Below are 23171 nucleotides of genomic sequence, written 5' to 3'. Positions count from 1 at the left end.
CGCGAACCTGCTAGCCGGCACTCCTTCGGCCGACGAGGTGGAAGACGCGGCTGAGCTGCCGGTACGGGTCTCGCCGGCTCGCTTCGAGCTCGACCGCTGCCGTCGCCGCCACCTGCTGGGGGTCGCTGGGATCCAGGGTGGTCCCGCTGAACTCGAGCCAGTCGACGAACAGCCAGACGCCGTACCAGCGCACCGGCTCGACGCCCTGGCCGGCGAGGTGCGCGCTGAGTTCCTCCACCGTGTCGGCCCGGCCCGGCACCCCGAGCACACCGATCTCGGTCCTGCTGTCGAACGAGGCGAGGGCGTCGTCCCAGCGTCGCTCCAGGGCCGGCCGTACCGCTGCGGCCTTGGCGTTCCCCGTCATGATCGAGACGATGCCGCCGGGGACGGCGCACCGGCACAGCTGGTCGAGCATCGGCTCGGGCCGCTCCAGGTATCCGAGGACGCCGTGGCACAACACCGCGGCGAAGCGTTCGCCGTGCACTGCCTCGTACGCGTTCTCGCCGTCGGCCTCCAGGAGCGTCACCCGTCGCTGGACGTCGTCCGGAAGCGTGCCGAGTCGCTGCCGGGCCTTGCCCAGCATCGCGGGGGAGGAGTCGAGGACGGTCACGTCGTAGCCGGCTTCGGCCAGCGGGAACGACTGGTGGCCGGCCCCGCCGCCGACATCGAGCACGCGGGCGGGTGGCGGCGGCAGGTGGTCCAGCAGGTGGTGATGCAGGACGTACGTGCGCACGTAGCCCTTCACGGTCGCGTACGCGTCGTCCGCGAACCGCGCGACCAGTTCGGGGCTTGACCAGCTGTCATCGGCCACGACCAAGAACGTACGCCGCGTCAGGGACGCTCGTGGAAGCCCGGCTGGAAGCGGGGGTCCGGCTCGCCGGACTCCGCCCAGACGCGGCTGCCCCTCGCGGTGACGCCGGGAACGCCGGCGAGCACGCGGTCGGGTTCGGCGAGACCGGCCAGGGAGTTCAGCAGATCCGCCTTGAGCTCATCGGCCGCCGTCTGTAGGTCGTCCTCCTCCGCGGACCAGTCGATGTCGGCGGCGCGGAGACGCTCGACGGCGAGGTTCGTGACGGCCTCGGCGTCGTGGACGGTCACTGTCAGGCGGCAGTAGATCTGGACCGTTGTGGGTTGCGGTGGTTTCACGGCTGCATCTCGCTACCGCTCCGAGGATCCGGCTACGTGGTAGCCGTCGAAGAGTGGTCCGCCGTGCTGGTCGAGGACCTCTCGGATGAGGGCTTCGATCGCGGTGACGTCGTCATGGGCTTCCAGCCATCGTCCGGCGAGGCCTTCGTCGAGGTCGCGGAGTTCGCGGAGGAGCCACTTGCTGGTACCGGTCCAGTGGTCTGCCAGGGCGAGCGCCTGGTGCGCGACCGACGTCCACGCCGTGGTGGCGATGACCGTCCGTTCACCGGGGTCGCCGGCGTGGACGAGGTCGTCGAGCAGGTCGGTGAGGTGATAGCGGGCCCGGTCGCGTTCGTGAGGAGGCAGGGGAGCCGGTCCCGCGGCGAGGACGGCCGCGCACCGGGTCTGCCATTGCCGTGGGTCGCCTGATATCGGGACGCCGGTGGCCACCATGCGGTGCATGACCGGCCGGCGGCCCGGGAGGTCTTTGGTCAGGTAGTGGACGAGTGACTGCTCGTCGTGGACGAACAGTTCGACCGGCCAGCCGCGGTAGCGGCGGGAGTCGCGGTGCGGGACTTGCCGGTCGCCCTCGGGCAGGACGACGACGATGTCGAGATCCGAGCCCGCGGTGCGCTGGGCGGTGGTGACGCTGCCCGCGAGCAGAGCCCACCGGTTCCGGGGAAACAGCTCGGCGACGAGGTTGCGCGCGTCGGCCAGGGGATCGCGATCCATGCGCCCAGCTTGTAAGGCGCGTGGCGGTGAGCAAAGCGTATTTCCGCCGATCGGCAACCGGTCGGTGAGGGGCGATCGAGCGGTGAGGTATCGGAATTGCGGGCCGCCGATATCGCCCTGGTGGCTCGGTTGTGCGTACTCTTCCCCCTGGATGGACTGGCTATCGGGGGAGCGGCCATGGCCGAGGAGAAGACCGGCTGGGGTGGCGGCATCTGGGCCGCCGCCGACCTGATGACCCCGATGGCGATCCGCGTCGCGGCGACGTTGCGCTTGGCGGATCACATCGCCGCGGGCACGCGTACGGTCGAAGCTCTGGCCCCGGCCACGCACGCTGATCCGGACGCCCTCACGCGGTTGATGAATCACCTGGTGACCGCCGGCGTCCTCGCCCGTACCGAACATGGCGCTTTCGTCCTCACCGACCTGGGGGAGCAGCTCCGCGACGATCATCCGGACGGCGCCCGGGCCTGGCTCGATCTGGAGGGTGCGATCGGCCGGGCCGACCTGTGTTTCGGTCAGTTGCTGCACACGGTGCGCACCGGTGAGGCCGCCTATCCGCGGCAGTTCGGCCGGCCGTACTGGGAGGATCTGGCGGCCGACCCGGTCCTGGCCGCGTCGTTCGACGCTCTGATGGGGTCCCGGCTCGTCGACGGCGACGTGGTCGCCGCTGCGTATCCGTGGGGCGACCTGGGGCACGTGGTCGATGTGGGCGGAGGTAACGGCACGCTGCTGATCGCGCTGCTGCGGGCCCATCCCGGCTTGCGCGGCACGGTCGTCGACCTGGCCGGTCCGGTGGCGCGTGCCAGGGAGGCGTTCGCGGGGCTGGACGGCCGGGCCGAGGCTCGGGTCGGAAGTTTCTTCGAGCCGCTTCCGGGCGGCGCCGGCGGTTATCTGCTGTCCGGCGTCCTGCACGACTGGGACGACGAGGCGGCGTCCACGATCCTCACGCGGTGTGCCGAGGCGGCCGGGGCCGACGGCAGGGTGATCGTCATCGAGGACGGCGACGGCGGCCCGCCGGACACCGAGGGGGATCTGCGGATGCTCTGTTATGTGCGGGGCCGGAATCGCACGCCCGGGCAGATCGGTGTGCTGGCCCGGGCGGCCGGGCTGGAGCTCGGACCGGTCCGGGTCGCCGGATTGCGGATGATCATCGAGCTGCGTAGCGGACGTCGCTGAGTCGTCGCAGCGCCGGGCGAGCCGGAACGCCCCCGGCGCGAACGCGCGACCGCGATCATCGCGCCGTGCAGGCCGGCCACGTCGGTCCATGGTGAGGCCGAGTCGTATGCAGCCCGAGGAGGACACGGTCGCGCCGACCGCGGCATCGCCATCGACGAAAAAATCTTCAGCCACCGTAAAAACCGTGCTACGGTATTTTTACGTTGGCTAGAGAAAGGCATGCCCATGGACGTCTCCACCGGGCTCGCGATCCAGACCCACCAGCTCACCAAGACGTACGGCGACCTCACCGCCGTCGACGCCGTGGACCTCGAGGTCCCCGCCGGTTCCGTGGTGTCGGTGCTCGGCCCGAACGGCGCCGGCAAGACGACCCTCGTCCGGATGCTGACCACCCTGCTGCGGCCCACCTCGGGGACGGCGTACGTGTTCGGCCACGACGTACGCGCAGACCCGGACGCCGTCCGGTCCGTGATCAGCCTGACCGGGCAGTTCGCGGCGCTCGAGGAGAACCTCACGGCGCGCGAGAACCTGATGCTGGCGGCCCGCCTCCGCGGCTACCGCAGGGCCGCGGCGAAGCGGGTCGTGTCCGGGCTCATCGACCGGTTCGAGCTCGGCGAGTTCGCCGGCCGGGTGGTCAAGTCGGTGTCGGGCGGCCAGCGGCGGCGGGTGGATCTGGCGGCCGGGCTCGTGGTGCCGCCGCGGCTGCTGGTCCTCGACGAACCCACCACCGGGCTCGACCCGCGCAGCCGCCAGGTGATCTGGTCGACCGTACGGGACCTGGTCGCGGCCGGGATCACGGTGCTGCTGACCACCCAGTACCTCGACGAGGCCGACGCCCTGGCCGACCACATCGTCCTCGTCGACCACGGCCGTACCGTCGCGAGCGGCACGCCCGCCGAGCTCAAGCAGCGGATCGGCGAGCAGCGGGTGGACGTGATCGCGGCGGATACCGACGGCTTCCGGGCCCTGCTGGCCACGCTGGGCGGGAGCTTCGCGGTCACCGGCGCGCCCGAGCGGCGGACCGTCTCCGTCCCGGCCCCGCGCGCCGCGGAGGACCTGGCGCACATCACCTCCGCCGTACGCGGCACCGGCGTCGCCGTGGACGAGATCGCGCTGCGGCGGCCCACATTGGACGACGTCTTCCTGGCCCTCACCGGCTCCGTGCCGGCCGGTTCCGCCGTACCCGAATCCGCTCCGGTCGCCGCGCGACCGGCCGACCCGCAACCGGCCCGCCGCTAGCGGCCGCTCTCAGCCGGAAAGGACCTCGTCATGACGACTCTCATCCTCGAATCCACCGCCTGGCCGGCGGCCGCGGAACCCGTGCCACCCCGGCCGGCCGTAGCCTTCCGCGCGCTGCGCGAGACCGCCCTGCTGATCTCCCGCGGGCTCCGGACGATCGCCCGGGTCCCGATGCGCCTCTCCGACGTCACCCTCCAGCCGATCATGTTCACGCTGCTGTTCCTGTACGTCTTCGGCAGCGCCATCCACATCCCCGGCATGCGGTACCAGGACTACCTGCTGCCGGGCATGATCGCCCAGTCGATCGCCTTCGGCGTCATCGGCTCGGGCGTCGCCACGGCCACCGACTTCGCCAGCGGCGTCGTGGACCGGTTCACGTCGATGCCGATCACCCGTCTGGCCGTCATCACCGCGCAGATCGCCGGGCAGATGATCGAGCAGATCATCGGGATGGTGATCGTCGCGGGCGTCGGCCTGGCGCTCGGCTGGCGTCCCCATCTGAGCGTCACCGGTCTCGCCCAGCTCATCGGCGTGGTCCTGCTCGGGCTCTTCGCGTTCACCACGTTCGGCGTGCTCATGGGCATGCTGCTCGACAGCCCCGACGCCGTGCAGGGCATCGGGTTCGCCATCGTCTTCCCGCTGGCGTTCCTCGGCGGCACCTTCGTCCCGATCGCCGGCATGAGCCTCGTCCCGCGGGTCATCGGCGAGTACAACCCGCTGTCCGCGATCGTCGCCGCGGTGCGGCACCTCACCCAGGGCACGACCACCACAGGCAGCTGGCCGCTGGAACACCCCGTCCCGGCCGCCGTCCTCTACTGCGTCGTCCTCATCGCCGTCTGCCTGCCCCTCGCGCTGCGGGCCTTCGCCCGGCGAACGCGATAACCGGGAGGGACCCGTGTCCGACAACGAACGCCCACCGTCGGCGCCGCTCAGCCGGCGCAAGCTGCTCGCCGCCGGCGCCCTCGGCGCCGCCGGTGTCATCGCCGGAGGCCTGGCGATCGGCCACCAGGGCCAGGCCCGCCCGCCGGCCCGCCCCGCCACCGAGCCGTTGCCCAGCCCCTCCGGAGGTGACGCCGCGCCGGCCACCGCCCCGTTGCGCGCCGGCGGTGCCCTCCGCCGCATCACCCTGACCGCCGCGCCGGCGACCGTCGACCTGGCCGGCCGGCGTGCCGCCACCTGGACCTACGGCAACGGCGCGACCGGACCGGAGATCCGCGTACGGCGGGGCGACACGCTCGCCGTCACAGTGACCAACCGTCTCCCCGACCCCACCACCGTGCACTGGCACGGTCTGGCCATCCGGAACGCCTCCGACGGGGTTCCCGGCCTCACCCAGCCCGCCATCGCACCGGGCGCCCGCTACACGACCAGTTTCGTGGTCCCGGACGCCGGCACCTACTGGTACCACTCGCACCACGGCGTCCAGCTCGATCGCGGCCTGTACGGGCCGCTCGTCGTCGAGGACCCGGACGACCCCGGCGCCGACCTCGACCGGGTCATCGTCCTCGACGACTGGCTCGACGGCCTCGGCGCCACCCCGGACGCGGTTCTGGGCGGGCTCGGCGGCGCACCGGGCATGGCCGGCATGCACGGCGCGGCGCATGCGGGCCAGGGCGCCGTACCCTCCGGCCTGCTCCCGCCGGCACCGATGATCTCGTCGGCGCTCGGCGGGCTGGCCGGCCACATCGCCTACCCGCTGCACCTGCTCAACGGCAGGCCGCCCGCGGATCGCCACACCTTCCGGGCCGGACCCGGCGACCGGGTGCGGTTACGGCTGATCAACGCCGGCTCGGACACCGCCTACCGGTTCGCGGTCGGCGGTCACGAGCTCACCGTCACGCACGCCGACGGCTGGCGCGTCGAACCGGTCACCGTGCCCACCCTGATCATCGGCATGGGGGAGCGGTACGACGTCACCGTCACCGTCCGCTCCGGCGCGTGGCCCGTGTACGCCGCCGCGGAAGGCAAGCCGGGCGGAGCCGCCGCGGTTCTGCGTACCACCGACGCCGCCGTGCGCAGTGCGCCGCCCGCCGGCACCCGGCCGGGCGAGCTCGCCCGCGAACCGCTGGCGTACGACCGGCTGCGTCCCGCGGCGCACACCACCCTGGCGGGGCGCGACCCCGATCGGGAATTCCGGATGTTTCTCACCGGCAGCATGGGCAAGGCGGGTGTGGCCGGCGCCTGGCAGCTCGCCGGCGACACGGCCATGCGCGTCCACAAAGGAGAACGCGTACGCATCACCGTCGTCAACTACAGCGAGGTGTTCCACCCCATGCACCTGCACGGGCACACGTTCGCCGTCGCCGGCCCCGGCACCCGGCGCGACACCGTCACCGTGCTTCCGGGGCAGGCGCTCGGCATCGACTTCGACGCCACGAACCCGGGCGCCTGGATGTACCACTGCCACAACACGTACCACACGGCGATGGGCATGATGGCCACGCTGACCTACCGGTGAGCGGCCCGGCGAGGGGCCGTACCGTTGCGGTAAGTTCCGTCGCGGGACCGCGTTCCGTACTGGCCTGAGGTGATGCGATGACCACCGCCGACATCCGAGCGGCCGGCGAAGGACTGCGCGAGCGCAAGAAGCGTCTGATGCGCCGGCAGCTCGCCGACACCGCCGCCCGGATGTTCATGGACCGGGGCTTCGATGCGGTCAAGGTGGCGGAGGTCGCCGAGGCGTGCGGCGTGTCGGAGAAGACCGTCTTCAACTACTTCCCGACCAAGGAGGCGCTGGTCCTCGACCGGCTGGAGACGATGATGTCGGCCGTGAGCTCCGGCCTGGCCGACCCGGCGGTGCCACCGGTGCAGGCCATGCTGCGGATCCTCGACGCGGAGGTGGCGGGGTTCACGGAGTCCCTCGACGGCCATCCCGACCCGGCCGCGCAGATCAACGGGTTCCGGCGCTTCGGGGAGCTCATCCGGACCACTCCCGCGCTCCGGACGTACCAGAGCAGCGTGCTCGACCGGATCGTCGCGGCAGCGGCTCAGACGCTGGCCCAGCGACTCGGAATGCGCGCCGAGGACCCGGAGCCGCAGATCGCCGCCACGGCCCTGCTGGGCCTGTGGCGGGTGCAGTTCGCCAGCCTCAGCTGGCACCTGGACGCCGGCCGCACCCCGGCCGAGATCCGGCAGACGGTCGCCGCGGACGTCCGGCGCGCCGCGGACCTGATCGACACCGGGCTCGCCGGTCTGGTGGCCGCGCCCAGCGTCCCGGCGGGGCGCTGACCACCCGTCCGCCGGCCCGTTCCGTCACGCCGCCGTGCGGGTGCCGGTGAAGGGGATCGTGATGAGTCCGGCTCGGGCCCTACCGGTGATGGTGTCTCCGTCGACCGATGCCGACGCCTTGATCTTCACCTTGAACGGTGAGACGAGCTGCGCCGTGAAGCTGAGCTCCCTGCCGTCGGTGTGGCCGTCCTGAATAGCGACGCCGTCGTACGTTCCGGTCAGCCGACCGCCGTCGGTCCTGAAAACCATCTCGGCTCGGCCGGGCCCGCCGGGGGTGCGGAAAGCGATTGTCCACGCGCCGTCTACAGCCATTGGCCCGCCCTTCCAGATTCTACAGTGGCGATAAGTTTACACTGACTGAATCTAACTGCAAGGGGTGTGGATCAGGCCGGCTTGGCGGCCGCGATGACCTCGGTCAGCGCCGCGTGCAGCCGCCGCAGGTCCGCGATCGGCAGGCCCAGCCGCTGCACTACCGCCGGTGGAATCTTCTCCGCCTCGGCGCGCAGCTCCCGGCCCTTGGGCGTCAGCGTGATCGCCAGGCTCCGCTCGTCCGACTGGTCCCGCTCGCGGACGAGGTATCCGATCGCCTCCAGCCGCTTGAGCAGCGGTGACAGCGTGCCCGGGTCGAGGGCGAGCAGGTCGCTGAGCCGGCGTACGGACAGCGGCGCGTGCTGCCACAGCGCCAGCATCACCAGGTATTGCGGGTGGGTGAGGCCCATGGGCTCGAGCAGTGGACGGTAGACGGCCACGACGCTGCGTGCCGCCACCGAGAGGGCAAAGCAGATCTGCTGTTCCAGGGCCAGCGGGTCCACGTTGTCGATCGGGTCACTCACTGAACTCTCTTCAACGTGGCGAGGCGGGCCCTGCCGTTCGCCGGACGCCGGCCCGGCGCCGTCGGGCTCGATGCCCGGTTGAAAAAGGTTCACTGCTGCTCTCCTCGGCTCGCCCGCTAGACTACAACGATTGGTGCACCAACTATTGGGTCACCAACGATTCGAGGGAGTGCGGGCATGCCGACGTCGAGCCCGGGACAGAACCGGTTCCTGCGCTGGTTCCACGCGACGTTCGACAACTGGTTCTTCCGGTCGCTCATCGGTCCGGCCCAGACGTCGAACGCGGTGCACGGCTGCGAGCAGGACGCGCGTGACGGATGGAAGCGCGACCTCGAGGCGCGCAAGCAATACACCCGCGAGCAACGCGAACGCAAGCGGCTGGAGCGGGAGGCCGGGCGCCGTACCTGACTAACGGCTGTGTGATGCATTTCTGTCGGGGATCCGGCTGCCGCGTTCCGGACACCGGGCCGCCGCCCTAATCTGCGGGCAAGCCGTTCCCCCAGGAGGCGAGCATGACCACCCCGCAGGACAACGCCGAGTTCGTGGCCCGGCCGGCGGACGCCGTCGCCGGCCTCTTCCCCGACGAGCAGTGCGCGCAGACGGCGGTGGTGTCGCTGCGTGAGGCCGGTTTCGCTCCTTCGGAGGTACGCCCACAGCATCCCGAGCGCTGCCGGCTGCGCGACTGGGGCGGCGACGCGGCGATCATGAATTTGTACGTCGAGGGCCTCCACAAGGGGCATTCGCTGCTGGTGGTCCCGGTGTCCCGGGCCGATCGCGAGCGGGTGGGCCGGCTGCTGGTCCGGCACCAGGGGCACGCCGTCTACTACTTCGCCCGGGACGCGGTCGAGTCGCTGACCGTCCTGGTGTAGGTCCGCTGCCCTCCCGGCCTCGTCCCGGTGCGAGCCGGCCCCGTGCGAGGGAATCGGCTGTCGCGACACGGAAAGCGGGACAGCGGGAATCCCGGCCGGTGTGATGCCGGCCGCGGCAGCCCGTTTCGCGGCACCGAAGTTGCACGGCACGTGAATGAATTCGCCGGGGACTCCGGGGCCGTACGACAGTTTGGTGATCCGTTCCGCCGGTGCCGCCGGCCGGGCGCAGAAATGGCGTCGGAACGCCATTCAGCTGCAGCGATGTCTCGCTGTGGCGGCGGTACGGGTGGTGACCGTCGCGCCCCGCGTGCGCCCCGGAGCGGACATTACGGACTTGCCAGGGTGTGACTACTCACGCAGATCGACTCCGCTCACCGGCGCACCCCCACGGAATAGGCTGAAATCGCTGGTGGTTAACTCTGTCCGGAGCGGACGGTCGGGTGAGTAGGCCGGCGCCGGTGTGACGTGCCATCGGCCTGCATGATCGTGAACTTCTCCACGCGCCGCTCCGGTTGACGTGCAACTTGCACACTCATAGTGTCTGATATGTGACGCCGAGTGTTCGCTGGATGTCCGGCGCGGTCGCGTCGCGGTGTGCGGGGAATTCGGCCGGCGCGAGGAGTTCTTTGTGGCTGTCAGGATCGGCATCAACGGTTTCGGCCGGATCGGGCGCAGCATTATGCGGATCGTCGACGCCGCACCGGAGTCCGGAATCACCGTCGCCGCCATTAATGACATCGCACCGCTGGACCGATTGGCATACGCGTTGAAACGCGACAGCTTACGCGGCCGTTTCGCGGGGACGGTGGAGGCGGCGCCCGGGCGGCTCATCGTCTCCGACCGTCCGATCTGGGCGTTCCACGAGGCGCAGCCCGGCCGGATCCCCTGGTCCGACGCCGATGTGGACGTGGTGATCGAGGCGACCGGCCGGTTCCGCAGCGGTGACATCGCCCGGACGCACATCACCCACGGCGGTGCGCGCAAGGTGGTGATCAGCGCGTCGGCCACCGACCCGGACGCGGTCCTGGTGTGGGGCGCCAACCAGCACACGTACGACCCGGTCCGGCACGACGTCGTCTCGCCGGCCTCGTGCGGGGTCAACGCGCTCTCGATGATGGCGAAGGTGCTGCTCGACCGGTTCGGCCTACGTGGCGTGCAGACCTCGGTGGTGCTGGCGGCGCAGGGCTGGCAGAAGATCCACGACACCACGACCGGCACCTCGCGCGACGATCCCCGGCTGGGCCGGGCCACGGCGGAGAGCATCATCCCGCACGACCACGTCGCCGGAGACCTGATCAGCGTCGCGCTTCCCCAGCTCGGTGAGGTCCGCTACAGCTACTACTGCGTGCCCACCCCGATCGGCTCCCTGGCCGAGCTCGGCGGGTACACCGACCGCCCGGTCAGCGCAGACGACGTCAACCGGGCGATGGCCGATGCCGCGACCGGCACGATGCGCGGCCTCATCGACTACGAGCCCGACCCCACCGTCTCGATCGATGTGCGCGACAACCCCGCATCCTGCCTTTTCGACCCGTCCGGCACGCAGACCACGTCCGACGGCGGTGTCAAGGTGCGAGGCTGGTTCGACAACGAGTGGGGCTTCTCGCACCGGCTGCTCGACCTGGCCCGCCTGGTGGGGGAACGTGAGCCCGTGCCGGCGGGCGCCCGCTTGCTCCTCGGCCGCGGGGTAAAGCATGGTGTAGAACGGATCTGGTGATCCCTGCCGACGCCATCCAGGCCGCCGCCCGCCGCATCGCCGGCCGGGTCCGGCGGACACCCGTCCTCACCGACGGCGCCACGACCTACAAGCTCGAGCTCGTCCAGCACGCCGGCTCCTTCAAGACCCGCGGCATGCTCAACCGGATTCTGGCGGCCGCCGAGCGCGGCCTGCCGGCGGCCGGGGTGGTGGCCGCGTCGGGCGGCAACGCGGGGCTGGCGGCCGCGTACGCCGCCCGCGAGCTGGGCGTGCCCGCCGAGATCTACGTGCCGGTCACCGCGCCGCCGGTCAAGGTCGCGAAGCTGGCCAAGCTGGGCGCGCGGGTCACCCAGGTCGGCAACGAGTACGCGGAGGCGTACGCGGCGGCCGTGGTGCACGCCGAGTCGTCCGGCGCGCTGTTCTGCCACGCGTACGACGACCCGGACATGGTGGCCGGCAACGGCACGCTGGGCCTCGAACTGCTGGAGCAGGTGCCCGGCGGGTTCGACACGGTCCTGGTCGCCGTCGGCGGGGGCGGGCTGATCGCCGGGGTGGCCGCGGCGTTGCACGGGCGTGCGAAGGTGGTCGCGGTCGAGCCGCGGACCGCTCGTGCCCTGCACGCCGCGCTCGAGGCCGGCGAGCCGGTGGACGTGCCGGTGTCCGGAGTGGCGGCCGACTCGCTCGGGGCCCGCCGGGTGGGCGACATCGCCTTCCGGACCGCGGTCGAGGCCGGCATCGAGGCGGTGCTGGTCGACGATCAGGCGATCGTCGAGGCGCGCCGCCGGCTGTGGGAGGACTACCGCCTCGCGGTCGAGCACGGTACGGCCGCGGCCCAGGCCGCCCTGACCGCGGGCGCGTACGTCCCCGCGCCGGGCGAGCGGGTCGTCGTGCTGCTGTGCGGGGCGAACACCGACCCGTCGACCCTTGCCTGAGCGGCACGAGCGGCTCATCGCGCGTACCGGCTGGGTATGGCGATCCTGCCGCGTTTCGCCGTACCGGAAGAGCTTGATCTGATGGTGCGGCCGCCGGCCGGCGCGGGCCTGGATTGGCCGCCCGGGGCGCTGCTCGGCGTGGCCGACCGGCATGTGCGGCCGCCGGCGGACTGAGCGAACCGTCTGCGCACGCAGGGTGATCTCCGCGATGCTGATGGTCATGACAACTGAGGACGTACGGGTGCGATCGGTGCGGCAGTTCCGCCGCTTCGCCCTCGCGGTCTGCATCGCCGGCGCCCTCGTCCAGCTCGCGCTGACGGCGTACTACCTGGGCATGGGGCACAAGGCGACGCCGCACGACGTACCCGTGGGGCTGGTGTCCCCGGTCGCCAAGCAGGCCGCGATCAACGACCTGCTGGAACGCGACGGCGTCTTCGAGGTCCGGATGTATCGCGACGCCGGCGAGCTGCGGGCCGCGATCGAACGCCGCGACGTGTACGGCGGCGTCGACGTGACCGCGGCGCAGCCGCACCTGTACGTGGCGGGCGCCGGGGGAACCGCCGCCGCGAGCCTGCTGCGGACGACGTACACGAGTGTCATAGCGCAGCAGAACGCCCAGCAGATAGCCGCCCTCGCGCAGCAGGGCGGCACGGTCCCGATCGCGCAGGCGCAGGCGCTCGCCACCCCGCCGCCGGTCACCGACGTGGTGCCGCTGCCCGCCGACGACGTCAACGGCGCCTCGCTCGGCTTCCTCACCCAGGCGCTCGCGCTCGGTGGCACCATCGCCTCCGTGGGCCTCGGCCGGCTCATCCCGCGGACCCGCCGGTCCTGGCGGCGCGGGCTCGCCCACCTGGCCACGCTCCTGGTGTACGCGCTGGGCTCGGCCGCCGTGGTGCTCTGGTCGATGAGCTGGTTCGGCGTCGGCGAGGGCGCGAACGGCTGGGAGATGTTCGGCATCTTCGCGCTGGTCTCGCTCGCGATCACGGGCTCGACCGCGGGTGCGGTGGCGCTGCTCGGCCCCGGCGGCGCGCTGGTCGGCGGCCTCTACTTCACCGTCGGTACGGTCATCAGCGGCGCCAGCATCCTCCCGGAGTTCCTGCCCGCGTTCGGCCGCGTCCTGGGCGAGAACCTGCCGACCGGCGCCGGTGTGCAGGCCGTCCGCGACAACCTCTACTTCCCGGCCGCGCCCATCGGCGGTCACCTGCTCGTGCTGGCCCTGTACGCCGGCATCGGCTGCGCGCTGGTGCTGGTCACGAACCTGCTGCCGAACCGCAGCGACCGCATCTCGGAGCTCGACCTGGAGGTGCGGGACCGGATCGAGGGCAACGACGTCCGCGAGCCCGCGCGGATTCCCTTGGCCACATCTTGATCCGTTGTGACGTCCGGCTCGTGGATTCCCTTGACCGATGCGGAGTACGGTCGAGCCGTACTTGAAGCGTCAAGTGCCAGAGGGAGCCGTCATGTCTTTGGGTATTCGCAGCCGTGTCACCGTGCCGCTCAAGTTCGCGGACGGGTACAGCACCACGGCGGAGGTCATCACCTTCGACGGGCTCGCCGACGGCAAGGAGCACCTCGCCCTGGCGCTGGGTGACGTTTCGGGCGCCGGCGTGCCGCTGGTCCGGCCGCACTCCGAATGCCTCACGGGCGACGTCTTCGGCTCCGAGCGCTGCGACTGCGGGCCGCAGCTGCGCGAGGCGGTGGAACGCATCGCCACGGCCGGCGGCTACCTGCTCTACCTGCGCCAGGAGGGCCGCGGCATCGGCCTGTACGCGAAGCTCGACGCGTACGCGCTGCAGGATCAGGGCCTGGACACGTACGAGGCGAACCGGGCGCTCGGGCACGCCGACGACGAACGCGACTACACCGCCGCCGCGCAGATGCTCTCGGCGCTCGGCGCCACCACGGTCGACCTGCTGACCAACAACCCGGACAAGGCCGCGCAGTTGCGTGCGCACGACGTGGAGGTGCGGTCGGTGCTGCCGACGGGGGTGCACGCGTCCGACGCGAACGTGCGTTACCTGCAGGCGAAGGTGTCGCACACGGCGCACACGATCGACCTGCCGCTCGCCGTGTGACACTGCTCCCGCTCAGGGATCCCGCCGCCGCGCCGAACGGACAGGGGTAGGCCGGACTAACGCGCGGAGGTTTCGCTGTGGGGATCGAGGCCGTCAACAACCGGATCGCGGACATCCAGAGCCGCATCATCGCGCTGCAGACCCAGCAGGCGACCAAGGCTGCTCCGGCCTCGACCACCTCTCCGGCCCCTTCGGCCTCGGGGACCGCCTTCGCGTCGGCCCTCGCGGACGCCATGGGTACGCAGGCAACCGGCTCCACCGCCGCCGACAAGACCTTCAAGCTGAACGGCAAGGGGATTCCGGTCGAGCTGGCCGCGTACGGCAACGGCAAGATCCCGGCGTCGGCGCTGGAGAAGGTCGGCAACACCGGCCACAAACTGTGGGCGCCGGCGGCCGAATCCCTGAACCGGATGATCGCTGATGCCAAGGCGCAGGGAGTGCACATCGGCATCACCGACTCCTACCGCTCCTATTCCGAGCAGGTCGACGTGGCCCGCCGGAAGGGGCTGTACTCCCAGGGCGGGCTGGCCGCGAAGCCGGGTACCAGTGAGCACGGGTGGGGGATGGCCACCGACCTCGACCTGAACTCCAAGGCTCAGTCGTGGATGCGCGCCAACGCCTCCCGGTACGGCTTCGTGGAGAACGTTCCGCGGGAGCCTTGGCATTGGGCCTTCAAGCCTTAGTTCTTGGTTGCCCCCGAAGCCGGTGTGGTCCACCTTTTCGATCAGGCGCGGGCTATGACTTCGCCGTGCAGGATCGAGAGCCAGCCGTCTTCGTCCGCCGCCCACTTCTGCCAGCCGTCGGCGATGCGGTCGAGGTCGGCTTGCGTGGCGGCTTTGGTGTCCAGCGCTTGGCGTGCCATCGCGGATTTGGTGATGCGGTCCGCCCAGAGGTTGCCCCACCAGGCTCTGTCTTCCGGGGTTGCGAAGCACCAGGTGCTGGATGTCGCTGTGACGTCCGTCAGGCCGGCGGCGTGGGACCAGGCGAGGAGGCGGCGGGCGGCGTTCGGTTCGCCACCGTTGGCTCGGGCGATGCGCTGGTAGAGGTCCAGCCATTCGGCGAGTTCGGGCAGTTCGGGGAACCACGTGAAGGCTGCGTAGTCGCTGTCGCGTACGGCGATGACGCCGCCGGGGCGGGTGACGCGGCGCATCTCGCGGAGGGCCTGGACCGGGTCGGCGACGTGCTGCAGGACCTGGTGGGCGTGGACGACGTCGAAGGTGTCGTTCGGGAATTCGAGGGCGTGCACGTCGCCGACGGCGAAGGTCACGTTGGTCAGGCCGCGGCCGGCGATCTCCGTCCTGGCGAGGTCGAGGGCGTCCTCGGTCATCTCGAGGGCGGTGATCCGGCCGGGTGTGATTCGCGTCGCCAGGTCGGCCGTGATGGTGCCGGGACCGCAGCCGACGTCCAGCACGGTCGCGCCGGAGGTCAGGTGGGGGAGAACGTACGCGGCCGAATTTTCTGCGGTGCGCCAGCGGTGTGAGCGCAGGACCGATTCGTGGTGCCCGTGGGTGTAGACAGCAGCCATGCCACTGACGCTAGGACCGCGTCTCGAATATCGGGAGAGCAATCTCGATAATTGGGATCGTGACGGATACCTGATTTCCGTACGCGCAGATGGGGCCGTACTTTTGTGCCCATGAGGATCGGCATCGTCGGCGCGACGGGACAGGTCGGTGGCGTCATGCGCCGCATCCTGGCCGAGCGCCAGTTCCCAGTGGACCAGCTCCGGCTCTTCGCGTCCGCGCGCTCCGCGGGCCGCACCCTGCCTTGGCAGAACGGTGAAGTCACGGTCGAGGACGCCGCCACGGCGGACTACCGCGGCCTCGACATCGTGCTGTTCTCCGCAGGCAAGGGCAGCTCAAAGGAGTACGCGCCGCGCGTCGCCGAAGCCGGCGCCGTGGTGATCGACAACTCCTCCGCCTGGCGGATGGACCCCGACGTCCCGCTCGTGGTGGCCGAGGTGAACCCGGACGCCGCCGCGCAGCGCCCCAAGGGCATCATCGCCAACCCCAACTGCACCACGATGGCCGCGATGCCGGTGCTGCGCCCGCTGCACGACGAGGCCCAGCTGGTCGCGCTGGTCGCCACCACGTACCAGGCTGTCTCCGGCGCCGGGCTGGCCGGTGTGGCCGAGCTCGACGAGCAGGTCAAGAAGGTCGCCGACCGGGCCACCGAGCTGACCCACGACGGCGCCGCGGTCGAGTTCCCCGCGCCGCGCTCCTTCGCCCGCCCCATCGCGTTCAACGTGCTTCCGCTCGCCGGCTCGATCGTCGACGACGGCCTCGGCGAGACCGACGAGGAGCAGAAGCTGCGCAACGAGAGCCGGAAGATCCTCGGCATCCCGGACCTCAAGGTCTCCGGCACGTGCGTGCGCGTACCGGTCTTCACCGGGCACTCGCTGCAGGTGAACGCCCGCTTCGCCCGGGCGATCAGCCCGGACCGCGCGCGCGAGCTGCTCGCCACCGCGCCCGGCGTGGAGCTGTCGGACGTGCCCACCCCGCTGCAGGCGGCCGGTCAGGACCCGACGTACGTGGGCCGCATCCGCGCCGACGAGACCGTCGACAACGGGCTGGCCCTGTTCCTGTCGAACGACAACCTGCGCAAGGGTGCCGCTTTGAACGCGGTCCAGGTGGCGGAAGTGGTCGCCAAGTCGCTCTGATCTCCGCTCCGCAAAACCCGTCCCGCCGTGCCGGTGGGGCGGGTTTTGTCCTTCGCGGGACCCCGTCTTGCCGTGCCGGTGGGGCGGGTTTTGTCGTTCCTTCGGGGGGTCTTTGCGACGCTCCACTATGGAAAAACGGGGCTTTTTGCCTGAATCGGTAGCGCATGGTGGGTTTGAGGTGCACAGTGATGTCATGAACGACAGTGGGCCTGGCGGGGGCGGCTATTTCTGGTGCCTCCGGCACGACCGGGTCGAGTCCGGGGACGACGTGTGTCCTGCCCAGTACCGGCTCGGTCCGTACGCCTCCGCTGACGACGCCACGCGGGCACTCGAGACCGTCGAGAAACGCAATGCGGCGTGGGATGCCGAGGATGCCCGCTGGACCGGGGAGGTCAGCTAGGCCCGGCACGACCGCTGTGTCCAAGCCGGAATCTTCGGTCTCCATGCGGAGACTAGCCCGCAGTCATTCGCTAGGAGGAACGACCCCATGGCCGTGACCAAGAAGGCCGCCCCGACCCGGGCTGCCGCGACGAAGCCCGCCGCCCGGCCGGCCGCCGCGCCTAAGCCCGCGGCCGGCAAGCGCGCCGTCGCCGCCACCTCGGCCGCCGGCAAACGCGGCACCACCACCGCGACCGCCGCCAAGCGGACCGCTGCGGCCACCTCGGCCGCCACCAAGCGCACCAGCACCACGACCGCGGCCGCCCCGAAGCGCGCCGCCGCCGCGACGTCGACGGCCGGCAAGCGCACCACCACGGCCGCCGCCGGGTCGACCGCTGCCAAGCGCGCGTCCTCGGCCGCCTCGCCCGCCGCGAAGGCGGCGACCAAGTCCCTCGCCGGCCGCGCCTCCGCGGCTTCGTCCTCGGCCAAGGCCTCGGTCTCGAAGAGCGCATCCGCGAAGACCGCGACGCCCCGCTCGTCCGCCAAGACGGGCACCGCCGGCAAGGCGTCCGCCAAGACGGGCACCGCCGGCAAGGCGTCCGCCAAGACGGGCACCGCCGGCAAGGCGTCCGCCAAGACGGGGACCGCGGCCAAGGCGAAGTCCGCGGTGAAGACGGCCGCGTCGAAGGCCGCCACCGCGGTCAAGTCCACGGCGGCCAAGGCGACGAAGGCGGCGGCCAAGCCGGCCGCCAAGAAGACGACCCCGGCGAAGTCGGCCGCCACCAAGTCCAGCCCGGCCAAGTCGACTGCGGCCAAGTCGGCCACGGCGGCGAAGAGGACGGCGGCGAAGTCGGCCACGGCGGCGAAGTCCGCGACGGCGGCGAAGAAGGCTCCGGCCAAGTCGGCGACCGTCGCGAAGAAGGCGCCGGCCAAGTCCGCGGTGGCGAAGAAGGCGCCCGCCGCGAAGTCGGCCCCCGCGAAGACCGCCGCGGCGAAGAAGGCCCCGGCCAAGTCGGCCACCGTCGCGAAGAAGGCTCCCGCGAGGAGCGCGACCGTCGCGAAGAAGGCTCCCGCGAAGAGCGCGACCGTCGCGAAGAAGGCTCCGGCGAAGACGGCGACCGCCGCCAAGTCCGCGCCGGCGGCGAAGGCGACCCGGGCGACCGGTAACGCCGCCGCCGCGAAGGTGCGTCCCGCCGCCAAGTCGGCCAACGCCAAGCCCGCGGCCATGACCAAGAACTCCGCCACGAACGCCGGCCGGGTGAAGCAGCCCTCCGGCGCCGCCGCGGCCCGGAAGGCGACCGCTGCCAGCAACGGCCGGGCCGGGTCGGCCACGGCGCGCAAGGCGACCGCCAAGCGCTGACCGTTCCGTACGTCCGACAGGGCCGCGCCGTCACGGGCGTGGCCCTGTCGCGTGTTAGGAATGACCCCGTGCCGATCAAACGGGTTGTGGCTCCGCGCATCGACTTCTCCGAGCTGCGGCGGGAGCTGCACCTGCCGGACGGGTATCCGGCCGCGGCGCTCGAGGAGGCCGAGAAGGCCGCCGCCACGCCGCTGCCCGCCACCGACCGCACCGACGTGCCGTTCGTGACCGTCGACCCGCCCACGTCGCGGGATCTCGATCAGGCCGTGCACCTGAGCCGCCGTCCCGGCGGTTACCGCGTCCGCTACGCGATCGCGGACGTCGCCGCGTACGTGCGGCCGGGCGGTGCGCTGGAGGCCGAGAGCTGGGTACGCGGCCAGACTGTGTATCTGCCCGACGGCAAGGTTCCGCTGCATCCGGCCGTGCTCAGCGAGGACGCGGTGAGCCTGCTGCCGGACGTGGACCGGGCGGCCGTCATGTGGACCATCGACCTGGACTCGGACGGCGCCATCGCTGCGATCGCGCTGGAGCGGGCCCGCGTACGCAGCCGCGCCAAACTGGACTATGCCGGGCTGCAGCAGGCCGTCGACGCCGGAACCGCGGCGGAGGCGATCGCCCTGCTGCCCGAGATCGGGACGTTGCTGGCGGCCCGGGCAGCCGATCGCGGCGCCGTGAACCTGCCGCTGCCCGAGCAGGAGGTCGAGCCCGACGGCGACGGCTGGCGCCTGATGCTGCGGGCCCCGCTGCCCGTCGAGGAGCACAACGCACAGATCTCGCTGCTCACCGGTATGGCCGCGGCGACGCTGATGCTCGGCGGCGAGGTGGGTCTGCTCCGCACGATGCCGGCGCCGCGGCCGGAGGCCGTCGTGAAGTTGCGGGCCGCCGCGGCGTCGCTGGACGTGACGTGGCCGGACGGTGCGTCGGTCGGTGCGGTTGTCGCCTCGGTGGATCCGGCCGGGCCGCGGGGGGCCGCGTTCCTCATGCAGGCGGCCGAGTTGCTGCGCGGGGCGGCGTACACGGCGTTCGACGGGCAGGCGCCGGAGCAGACCCGGCACGGCGGGGTCGGGGCGCCGTACGCGCACGTCACCGCGCCGCTGCGCCGCCTCGCCGACCGGTACGCCACCGAGGCGTGCCTCGCCCTGTACGAGGGGCGCGAGGTTCCCGGCTGGGTCCGTGAGGCCCTGCCGCGGCTGCCGAAGGCGATGGCCACGACCGACCGGGTGGCCTCCGCCGCGGACCGGGGCGCCGTCTCGCTGGCCGAGGCGGTGCTGCTCGCGCATCGGGTGGGGGAGACGTTCGAGGCCGGCGTGCTGGACGTCGACGACCCGGCGGAGCCCGGCGCGAAGCCGCGGCCGGCCGGCGGGACCGTGGCGATCGACGAGCCGGCCGTGCAGGCCCGCTGCGTGGGGGAGCTGCCGCTGGGCGAGCGGATCCCCGTACGCCTGGCCGAGGCCGACCCGAAGACCCGGACCGTACGCTTCGAGCGGCCCTAAGGCAGTTGGGGGACGCCCGCGGCGTCCAGCGGCCAATCGGGGTTGTGGGTGATCTCCCACAGGTGCCCGTCGGGGTCGGTGAAGTAGCCGAGGTAGCCGCCCCACTCCGCCGGGCTGCCCGCCTTCACCAGGGTCGCGCCGGCCTGCACGACCGTGCGCAGCGCCTCGTCGACGGCGGCCGGGGAGTCCACGTTGATCGCCAGCATCGTGCCGCGGAAGTCCGTGGCCGGGTTGGGCGGGGCGGGCCGCGCCGGCAGGCCCGCGTCGGCCGACATGTCCTCCGTGGCGACCAGCGAGAGCAGCCCGCCGGCGGTGTGGAAGAAGCTCACCACCCCGGGCACCGAGGCGGGCGACAACCGCCATCCGAGCGACCCGTAGAACTCGGTCGCGCGGACGACGTCGGCCACGCCGAGGGTGGCGAGGCTGACCCGGGCAGGAACGGACATGTGGCACCTCCTCAGGACGAAGTCTGCCACGATGGTTGATCTTGCCCGGGGCCGCCCTGGATCTAGAAGGTGTGCTCCGCGGTCGGGAACTCGCCGTTGCGCACCTCGTCGGCGTAGCGCCGGGCCGCGTCGCCCAGCACGCCGGCGAGGTCGGCGTACCGCTTGACGAAGCGCGGCGCCTTGCCCTCGCGCAGCCCGGCCATGTCCTGCCAGACCAGCACCTGGGCGTCGGTGTCCGGGCCCGCGCCGATGCCGACGGTCGGGATCGGCAGCTCCTTGGTGATCTGCTTGGCGACCTCGCCGGGCACCATCTCGAGGACCACCGCGAAGGCGCCGGCCTCGGCGACCGCGCGGGCGTCGGCGATGACCTCCTCGGCGGCGCTGCCCCGGCCCTGCACCCGGTAGCCGCCGATGGCGTGCTCGCTCTGCGGGGTGAAGCCGATGTGCGCCATCACCGGGATGCCGGCGCCCGTGATGGCCCGGATCTGCTCGGCGACGCGACGGCCGCCCTCCAGCTTCACGGCGTGCGCGCCGCCCTCCTTCATGAACCGGACCGCGGTGCGCAGGCCCTGCACCGGGCCCTCCTCGTACGAGCCGAAGGGCAGGTCGGCCACGATGAGCGCGGTGCTCGTGGCGCGGACGACCGCGCGGACGAGGGGCAGCAGCTCGTCGGCGGTGACGGGCAGCGTCGTCTCGTACCCGAAGACGTTGTTGGCCGCGGAGTCGCCGACCAGCAGCACCGGGATGCCGGAACGGTCGAACAGCGCGGCGGTGTACTGGTCGTACGAGGTCAGCATCGCCCAGCGGTCGCCGCGTTCCTTGGCCGCGAGCAGGTCGCGGGTGCGGACGCGGCGCGTGGGCGGGCCGCCGTACAGGGTGGGCACCTCGGCGGGTGTCTCGGACATCGTCGTCTCCTTCCCTCGAGGCCGCGGTGTGCGGTCCCCGGGTCTGATTCGCATCGTCGCACCCGGGGCGGGCTTGCGGTCAGAGGTGAGTGGAGCCGGTCACACGAGCCTCACGCGCCCTCGCGGAACCGGTTGGTGATGGGCAGGCGGCGGTCGCGGCCGAACGCCTTGATGGAGATCTTCGTGCCCGGCGCGGACTGGCGGCGCTTGTACTCGGCGATGTCGACCATGCGCAGCACCCGGTCGACGAGCGCGGCGTCGTGGCCGGCGGCGACGAGGTCGTCGCGGCCCAGGTCGCCGTCGATGTACCCGGACAGGATCGCGTCGAGGATCTCGTAGTCCGGCAGCGAGTCGGTGTCGACCTGGCCCGGCCGCAGCTCCGCCGAGGGCGGCTTGGTGATGGAGTTCTCCGGGATGGGCGGCTCGCCGCCGCGGCGGGCCGCGTCCTCGTTGCGCCACTTGGCCAGGCGCCACACCATCGTCTTGGGCACGTCCTTGAGCGGGTTGAAGCCGCCGACCGAGTCGCCGTACAGCGTCGAGTAGCCGACCGCGAGCTCGCTCTTGTTGCCCGTGGTGAGCACGAGGTGGCCCTCCTGGTTCGACAGCGCCATGAGGATGACGCCGCGGACTCGGGCCTGCAGGTTCTCGACCGCGAGCCCGGAGAGCGACAGGTTGGCCAGGAACGCGTCGACCATCGGCTGGATCGGCTCGCTGCGGTAGTCCAGGCCGGTGCGCTTGGCCAGGTCGGCGGCGTCGTCGCGGGAGTGCGTGGACGAGTATCCGCTGGGCATGGAGACGCCGACGACGCGCTGCGGGCCGAGGGCGTCCACGGCGATCGCCGCCACGACCGCCGAGTCGATGCCGCCGGACAGGCCCAGCACGACCGAGCGGAAGCCGTTCTTCTCCACGTAGTCGCGCAGGCCCAGGGTCAGCGCGGACCAGATCTCCGCCTCGTCGTTCACCCGCTCCGCGATGCCGCCGACCGCCGGCCCGTCGCTGAGCGGCCGGGGCGTGGCGGTGAGGCGTACGCGTTCGATCGTCATGTCGTCGTCGCCCCGGTCCTCGCCGTGCGGCGATTCCGAGGACGGCGGCGGTACGGGTGCGGCGACCGCGCCGGCCGGTGCGGAGTCGACCTCCACGTCGTGCACGAGCAGCTCCTCGGTGAACTGCCCCGCCCGGGTGAGCAGCTCGCCGGCGGCGGTGACGATCATCGAGTCGCCGTCGAAGACCAGCTCGTCCTGGCCGCCGACGAGGTTCACGTACGCCACGGTCGCGCCCGCCTCGGCGGCCCGGCGCTTGACCAGCGGCAGCCGGACGTCGTCCTTGTCGAGCTCGTACGGCGAGGCGTTGATCGTGACGACGAGCCCGACGCCGGCCCGGCGCGCGGCGGCGAACGGGCCGCCCGCCTGCCACAGGTCCTCGCAGACGGTGAGCGCGACGTCGACGTCGCCGAACCGCACCACGGTCAGCGAGGTGCCCGGCTCGAAGTAGCGGTTCTCGTCGAAGACGCCGTAGTTGGGCAGGTGGTGCTTGTAGTACGTGGCCGCCACCTCGCCGCCGATCAGCAGCGCGGAGGCGTCCCGGCGGCCGCTGCCGGGCACCGCGCCGGCGCTGGTGGGCGCGGGGCCGTCGGCGTCCACGTACCCGACGATCACCGCCACGTCGCCGAGGCCGTCCGCGGCGAGGTCGGTGGCCAGCTGCCGCAGCGCGTGCTGGGACGCCGTGACGAAGGAGTCGCGGAAGACCAGGTCCTCGATGGGATAGCCGGTCAGCATCATCTCGGGGAACGCGACGAGCTGGGCGCCGGCGTCGGCGGCCCGGCGGGTCCAGCGACGGACCGCGGCGGCGTTGCCGGGGACGTCCCCGACGGTCGAGTTCACCTGGGCGAGGGCGATGCGCAACGAGGGCATGTCACTATTCTTGCCCAGGTGGGGCCATCCCATGTCGGTGTCCCCTGCCACCGGTCCCTCATGGTCAGCGTAATCTCGGCGTAACGGAACAAGGGGAGACTGGCCGCCGGGCGAG

The 23171-nt window shown here is 71.9% G+C and carries 26 protein-coding genes; 16 read left to right on the top strand and 10 right to left on the bottom strand.

The features are described from left to right. Positions 1-10 precede the first annotated feature (10 nt). Genes AB0K03_RS16955 through AB0K03_RS16945 form a run of 3 tightly spaced genes read right to left on the bottom strand, consistent with a single transcriptional unit; the run spans position 11 to position 1857 of the window. Positions 11-811 (bottom strand): class I SAM-dependent methyltransferase, encoded by an 801-nt coding sequence (locus tag AB0K03_RS16955; RefSeq protein ID WP_364685249.1) that lies wholly within the window; start codon positions 809-811, stop codon positions 11-13. 20 nt (positions 812-831) lie between these two features. Further along, positions 832-1146 (bottom strand): hypothetical protein, encoded by a 315-nt coding sequence (locus AB0K03_RS16950; protein WP_364685247.1) that lies wholly within the window; start codon positions 1144-1146, stop codon positions 832-834. A 12-nt stretch (positions 1147-1158) separates the two neighbouring features. Next, a complete protein-coding gene (locus AB0K03_RS16945; RefSeq protein WP_364685244.1) occupies positions 1159-1857 on the bottom strand; it encodes a nucleotidyltransferase domain-containing protein in 699 nt (232 codons plus the stop codon). 177 nt (positions 1858-2034) lie between these two features. Here AB0K03_RS16945 and AB0K03_RS16940 point away from each other — a divergent pair, with 177 nt between their 5' ends. From AB0K03_RS16940 to AB0K03_RS16920, 5 genes are all read left to right on the top strand, one after another. Further along, positions 2035-3033, top strand: coding sequence for a methyltransferase (locus AB0K03_RS16940; protein WP_364685241.1), 999 nt, complete (start codon positions 2035-2037; stop codon positions 3031-3033). Between the two features lie 225 nt (positions 3034-3258). Further along, positions 3259-4272: an ATP-binding cassette domain-containing protein gene (locus tag AB0K03_RS16935; RefSeq protein ID WP_364685238.1), complete on the top strand. Its 1014-nt coding sequence runs from the start codon at positions 3259-3261 to the stop codon at positions 4270-4272. A gap of 30 nt (positions 4273-4302) precedes the next feature. Further along, complete coding sequence (locus AB0K03_RS16930; protein WP_364685235.1) at positions 4303-5154, top strand: ABC transporter permease; 852 nt, start codon at positions 4303-4305, stop codon at positions 5152-5154. A gap of 13 nt (positions 5155-5167) precedes the next feature. Continuing rightward, positions 5168-6730 (top strand): multicopper oxidase family protein, encoded by a 1563-nt coding sequence (locus AB0K03_RS16925; RefSeq protein WP_364685232.1) that lies wholly within the window; start codon positions 5168-5170, stop codon positions 6728-6730. A 77-nt stretch (positions 6731-6807) separates the two neighbouring features. Continuing rightward, the gene (locus tag AB0K03_RS16920) at positions 6808-7500 is read left to right on the top strand and encodes a TetR family transcriptional regulator (RefSeq protein ID WP_364685229.1); all 693 of its coding nucleotides are present in this window, start codon (positions 6808-6810) and stop codon (positions 7498-7500) included. Between the two features lie 24 nt (positions 7501-7524). Here AB0K03_RS16920 and AB0K03_RS16915 read toward each other — a convergent pair whose 3' ends face one another. Both AB0K03_RS16915 and AB0K03_RS16910 read right to left on the bottom strand, forming a co-directional pair. Then, entirely contained in the window at positions 7525-7812 is a 288-nt protein-coding gene (locus AB0K03_RS16915) for a hypothetical protein (RefSeq protein ID WP_364685226.1), read from the bottom strand. Positions 7813-7883: 71 nt separating this feature from the next. Continuing rightward, positions 7884-8333 carry a MarR family transcriptional regulator gene (locus AB0K03_RS16910; RefSeq protein WP_364685223.1) on the bottom strand — a complete coding sequence of 150 codons (450 nt, stop codon included), beginning with the start codon at positions 8331-8333 and terminating at the stop codon, positions 7884-7886. Between the two features lie 177 nt (positions 8334-8510). Here AB0K03_RS16910 and AB0K03_RS16905 point away from each other — a divergent pair, with 177 nt between their 5' ends. From AB0K03_RS16905 to AB0K03_RS16870, 8 genes are all read left to right on the top strand, one after another. Then, positions 8511-8741, top strand: coding sequence for a hypothetical protein (locus AB0K03_RS16905; RefSeq protein ID WP_364685220.1), 231 nt, complete (start codon positions 8511-8513; stop codon positions 8739-8741). 104 nt (positions 8742-8845) lie between these two features. Then, complete coding sequence (locus AB0K03_RS16900; protein ID WP_364685218.1) at positions 8846-9202, top strand: hypothetical protein; 357 nt, start codon at positions 8846-8848, stop codon at positions 9200-9202. A 628-nt stretch (positions 9203-9830) separates the two neighbouring features. Next, entirely contained in the window at positions 9831-10919 is a 1089-nt protein-coding gene (locus AB0K03_RS16895; RefSeq protein ID WP_364685215.1) for a type I glyceraldehyde-3-phosphate dehydrogenase, read from the top strand. Beyond that, a complete protein-coding gene (locus tag AB0K03_RS16890) occupies positions 10916-11830 on the top strand; it encodes a serine/threonine dehydratase (protein WP_364685212.1) in 915 nt (304 codons plus the stop codon). The genes AB0K03_RS16895 and AB0K03_RS16890 overlap by 4 nt, the downstream gene beginning before the upstream one ends. Before the next feature lie 36 nt (positions 11831-11866). Next, a complete protein-coding gene (locus AB0K03_RS16885; protein WP_364685209.1) occupies positions 11867-12004 on the top strand; it encodes a hypothetical protein in 138 nt (45 codons plus the stop codon). Between the two features lie 46 nt (positions 12005-12050). Then, positions 12051-13199, top strand: a complete 1149-nt coding sequence (locus tag AB0K03_RS16880) for an ABC transporter permease (RefSeq protein ID WP_364685206.1) — start codon at positions 12051-12053, stop codon at positions 13197-13199. Between the two features lie 91 nt (positions 13200-13290). Then, positions 13291-13905 (top strand): GTP cyclohydrolase II, encoded by a 615-nt coding sequence (ribA, locus tag AB0K03_RS16875; RefSeq protein ID WP_364685204.1) that lies wholly within the window; start codon positions 13291-13293, stop codon positions 13903-13905. A gap of 77 nt (positions 13906-13982) precedes the next feature. Beyond that, positions 13983-14588, top strand: a complete 606-nt coding sequence (locus AB0K03_RS16870; protein WP_364685202.1) for a M15 family metallopeptidase — start codon at positions 13983-13985, stop codon at positions 14586-14588. A gap of 41 nt (positions 14589-14629) precedes the next feature. On the opposite strand, the gene AB0K03_RS16865 is transcribed toward AB0K03_RS16870, so the two are convergent. Continuing rightward, positions 14630-15430 (bottom strand): methyltransferase domain-containing protein, encoded by an 801-nt coding sequence (locus tag AB0K03_RS16865; protein WP_364685200.1) that lies wholly within the window; start codon positions 15428-15430, stop codon positions 14630-14632. Between the two features lie 111 nt (positions 15431-15541). On the opposite strand from AB0K03_RS16865, the gene AB0K03_RS16860 reads away from it, so the two are divergent. Both AB0K03_RS16860 and AB0K03_RS16855 read left to right on the top strand, forming a co-directional pair. Beyond that, the gene (locus tag AB0K03_RS16860; RefSeq protein WP_364685198.1) at positions 15542-16564 is read left to right on the top strand and encodes an aspartate-semialdehyde dehydrogenase; all 1023 of its coding nucleotides are present in this window, start codon (positions 15542-15544) and stop codon (positions 16562-16564) included. Between the two features lie 193 nt (positions 16565-16757). Then, positions 16758-16964, top strand: a complete 207-nt coding sequence (locus AB0K03_RS16855) for a hypothetical protein (protein WP_364685196.1) — start codon at positions 16758-16760, stop codon at positions 16962-16964. Here the strand turns inward: AB0K03_RS16855 and AB0K03_RS16850 are convergent. Beyond that, positions 16961-18295 carry a hypothetical protein gene (locus AB0K03_RS16850; protein ID WP_364685194.1) on the bottom strand — a complete coding sequence of 445 codons (1335 nt, stop codon included), beginning with the start codon at positions 18293-18295 and terminating at the stop codon, positions 16961-16963. The genes AB0K03_RS16855 and AB0K03_RS16850 overlap by 4 nt on opposite strands. A gap of 75 nt (positions 18296-18370) precedes the next feature. On the opposite strand from AB0K03_RS16850, the gene AB0K03_RS16845 reads away from it, so the two are divergent. After that, positions 18371-19795: an RNB domain-containing ribonuclease gene (locus AB0K03_RS16845; protein WP_364685192.1), complete on the top strand. Its 1425-nt coding sequence runs from the start codon at positions 18371-18373 to the stop codon at positions 19793-19795. Here AB0K03_RS16845 and AB0K03_RS16840 read toward each other — a convergent pair. The 3 genes from AB0K03_RS16840 to AB0K03_RS16830 form a co-directional block, all read right to left on the bottom strand. Further along, positions 19792-20241, bottom strand: a complete 450-nt coding sequence (locus AB0K03_RS16840) for a VOC family protein (protein WP_364685190.1) — start codon at positions 20239-20241, stop codon at positions 19792-19794. The genes AB0K03_RS16845 and AB0K03_RS16840 overlap by 4 nt on opposite strands. A 62-nt stretch (positions 20242-20303) precedes the next feature. Next, positions 20304-21146 carry a 3-methyl-2-oxobutanoate hydroxymethyltransferase gene (panB, locus tag AB0K03_RS16835; RefSeq protein WP_364685188.1) on the bottom strand — a complete coding sequence of 281 codons (843 nt, stop codon included), beginning with the start codon at positions 21144-21146 and terminating at the stop codon, positions 20304-20306. A 110-nt stretch (positions 21147-21256) separates the two neighbouring features. Further along, positions 21257-23056: an NAD+ synthase gene (locus tag AB0K03_RS16830; protein ID WP_364685187.1), complete on the bottom strand. Its 1800-nt coding sequence runs from the start codon at positions 23054-23056 to the stop codon at positions 21257-21259. Positions 23057-23171 lie beyond the last annotated feature (115 nt).

This window comes from Actinoplanes sp. NPDC049316 (assembly GCF_040677315.1).
GTDB lineage: Bacteria > Actinomycetota > Actinomycetes > Mycobacteriales > Micromonosporaceae > Actinoplanes.
The sequence above is the reverse complement of the archived record's forward strand: the minus strand, read 5'-3'. Positions and strand labels throughout refer to the sequence as shown.

Coding starts and splice junctions, on each gene's coding strand:
- AB0K03_RS16945 (WP_364685244.1), bottom strand. CDS start 1,857: ATGGATCGCGATCCCCTGGCCGACGCGCGCAACCTCGTCGCCGAGCTG.
- AB0K03_RS16940 (WP_364685241.1), top strand. CDS start 2,035: ATGGCCGAGGAGAAGACCGGCTGGGGTGGCGGCATCTGGGCCGCCGCC.
- AB0K03_RS16935 (WP_364685238.1), top strand. CDS start 3,259: ATGGACGTCTCCACCGGGCTCGCGATCCAGACCCACCAGCTCACCAAG.
- AB0K03_RS16930 (WP_364685235.1), top strand. CDS start 4,303: ATGACGACTCTCATCCTCGAATCCACCGCCTGGCCGGCGGCCGCGGAA.
- AB0K03_RS16920 (WP_364685229.1), top strand. CDS start 6,808: ATGACCACCGCCGACATCCGAGCGGCCGGCGAAGGACTGCGCGAGCGC.
- AB0K03_RS16915 (WP_364685226.1), bottom strand. CDS start 7,812: ATGGCTGTAGACGGCGCGTGGACAATCGCTTTCCGCACCCCCGGCGGG.
- AB0K03_RS16905 (WP_364685220.1), top strand. CDS start 8,511: ATGCCGACGTCGAGCCCGGGACAGAACCGGTTCCTGCGCTGGTTCCAC.
- AB0K03_RS16900 (WP_364685218.1), top strand. CDS start 8,846: ATGACCACCCCGCAGGACAACGCCGAGTTCGTGGCCCGGCCGGCGGAC.
- AB0K03_RS16885 (WP_364685209.1), top strand. CDS start 11,867: ATGGCGATCCTGCCGCGTTTCGCCGTACCGGAAGAGCTTGATCTGATG.
- AB0K03_RS16880 (WP_364685206.1), top strand. CDS start 12,051: ATGACAACTGAGGACGTACGGGTGCGATCGGTGCGGCAGTTCCGCCGC.
- ribA (WP_364685204.1), top strand. CDS start 13,291: ATGTCTTTGGGTATTCGCAGCCGTGTCACCGTGCCGCTCAAGTTCGCG.
- AB0K03_RS16865 (WP_364685200.1), bottom strand. CDS start 15,430: ATGGCTGCTGTCTACACCCACGGGCACCACGAATCGGTCCTGCGCTCA.
- AB0K03_RS16860 (WP_364685198.1), top strand. CDS start 15,542: ATGAGGATCGGCATCGTCGGCGCGACGGGACAGGTCGGTGGCGTCATG.
- AB0K03_RS16855 (WP_364685196.1), top strand. CDS start 16,758: ATGAACGACAGTGGGCCTGGCGGGGGCGGCTATTTCTGGTGCCTCCGG.
- AB0K03_RS16840 (WP_364685190.1), bottom strand. CDS start 20,241: ATGTCCGTTCCTGCCCGGGTCAGCCTCGCCACCCTCGGCGTGGCCGAC.
- panB (WP_364685188.1), bottom strand. CDS start 21,146: ATGTCCGAGACACCCGCCGAGGTGCCCACCCTGTACGGCGGCCCGCCC.
- AB0K03_RS16830 (WP_364685187.1), bottom strand. CDS start 23,056: ATGCCCTCGTTGCGCATCGCCCTCGCCCAGGTGAACTCGACCGTCGGG.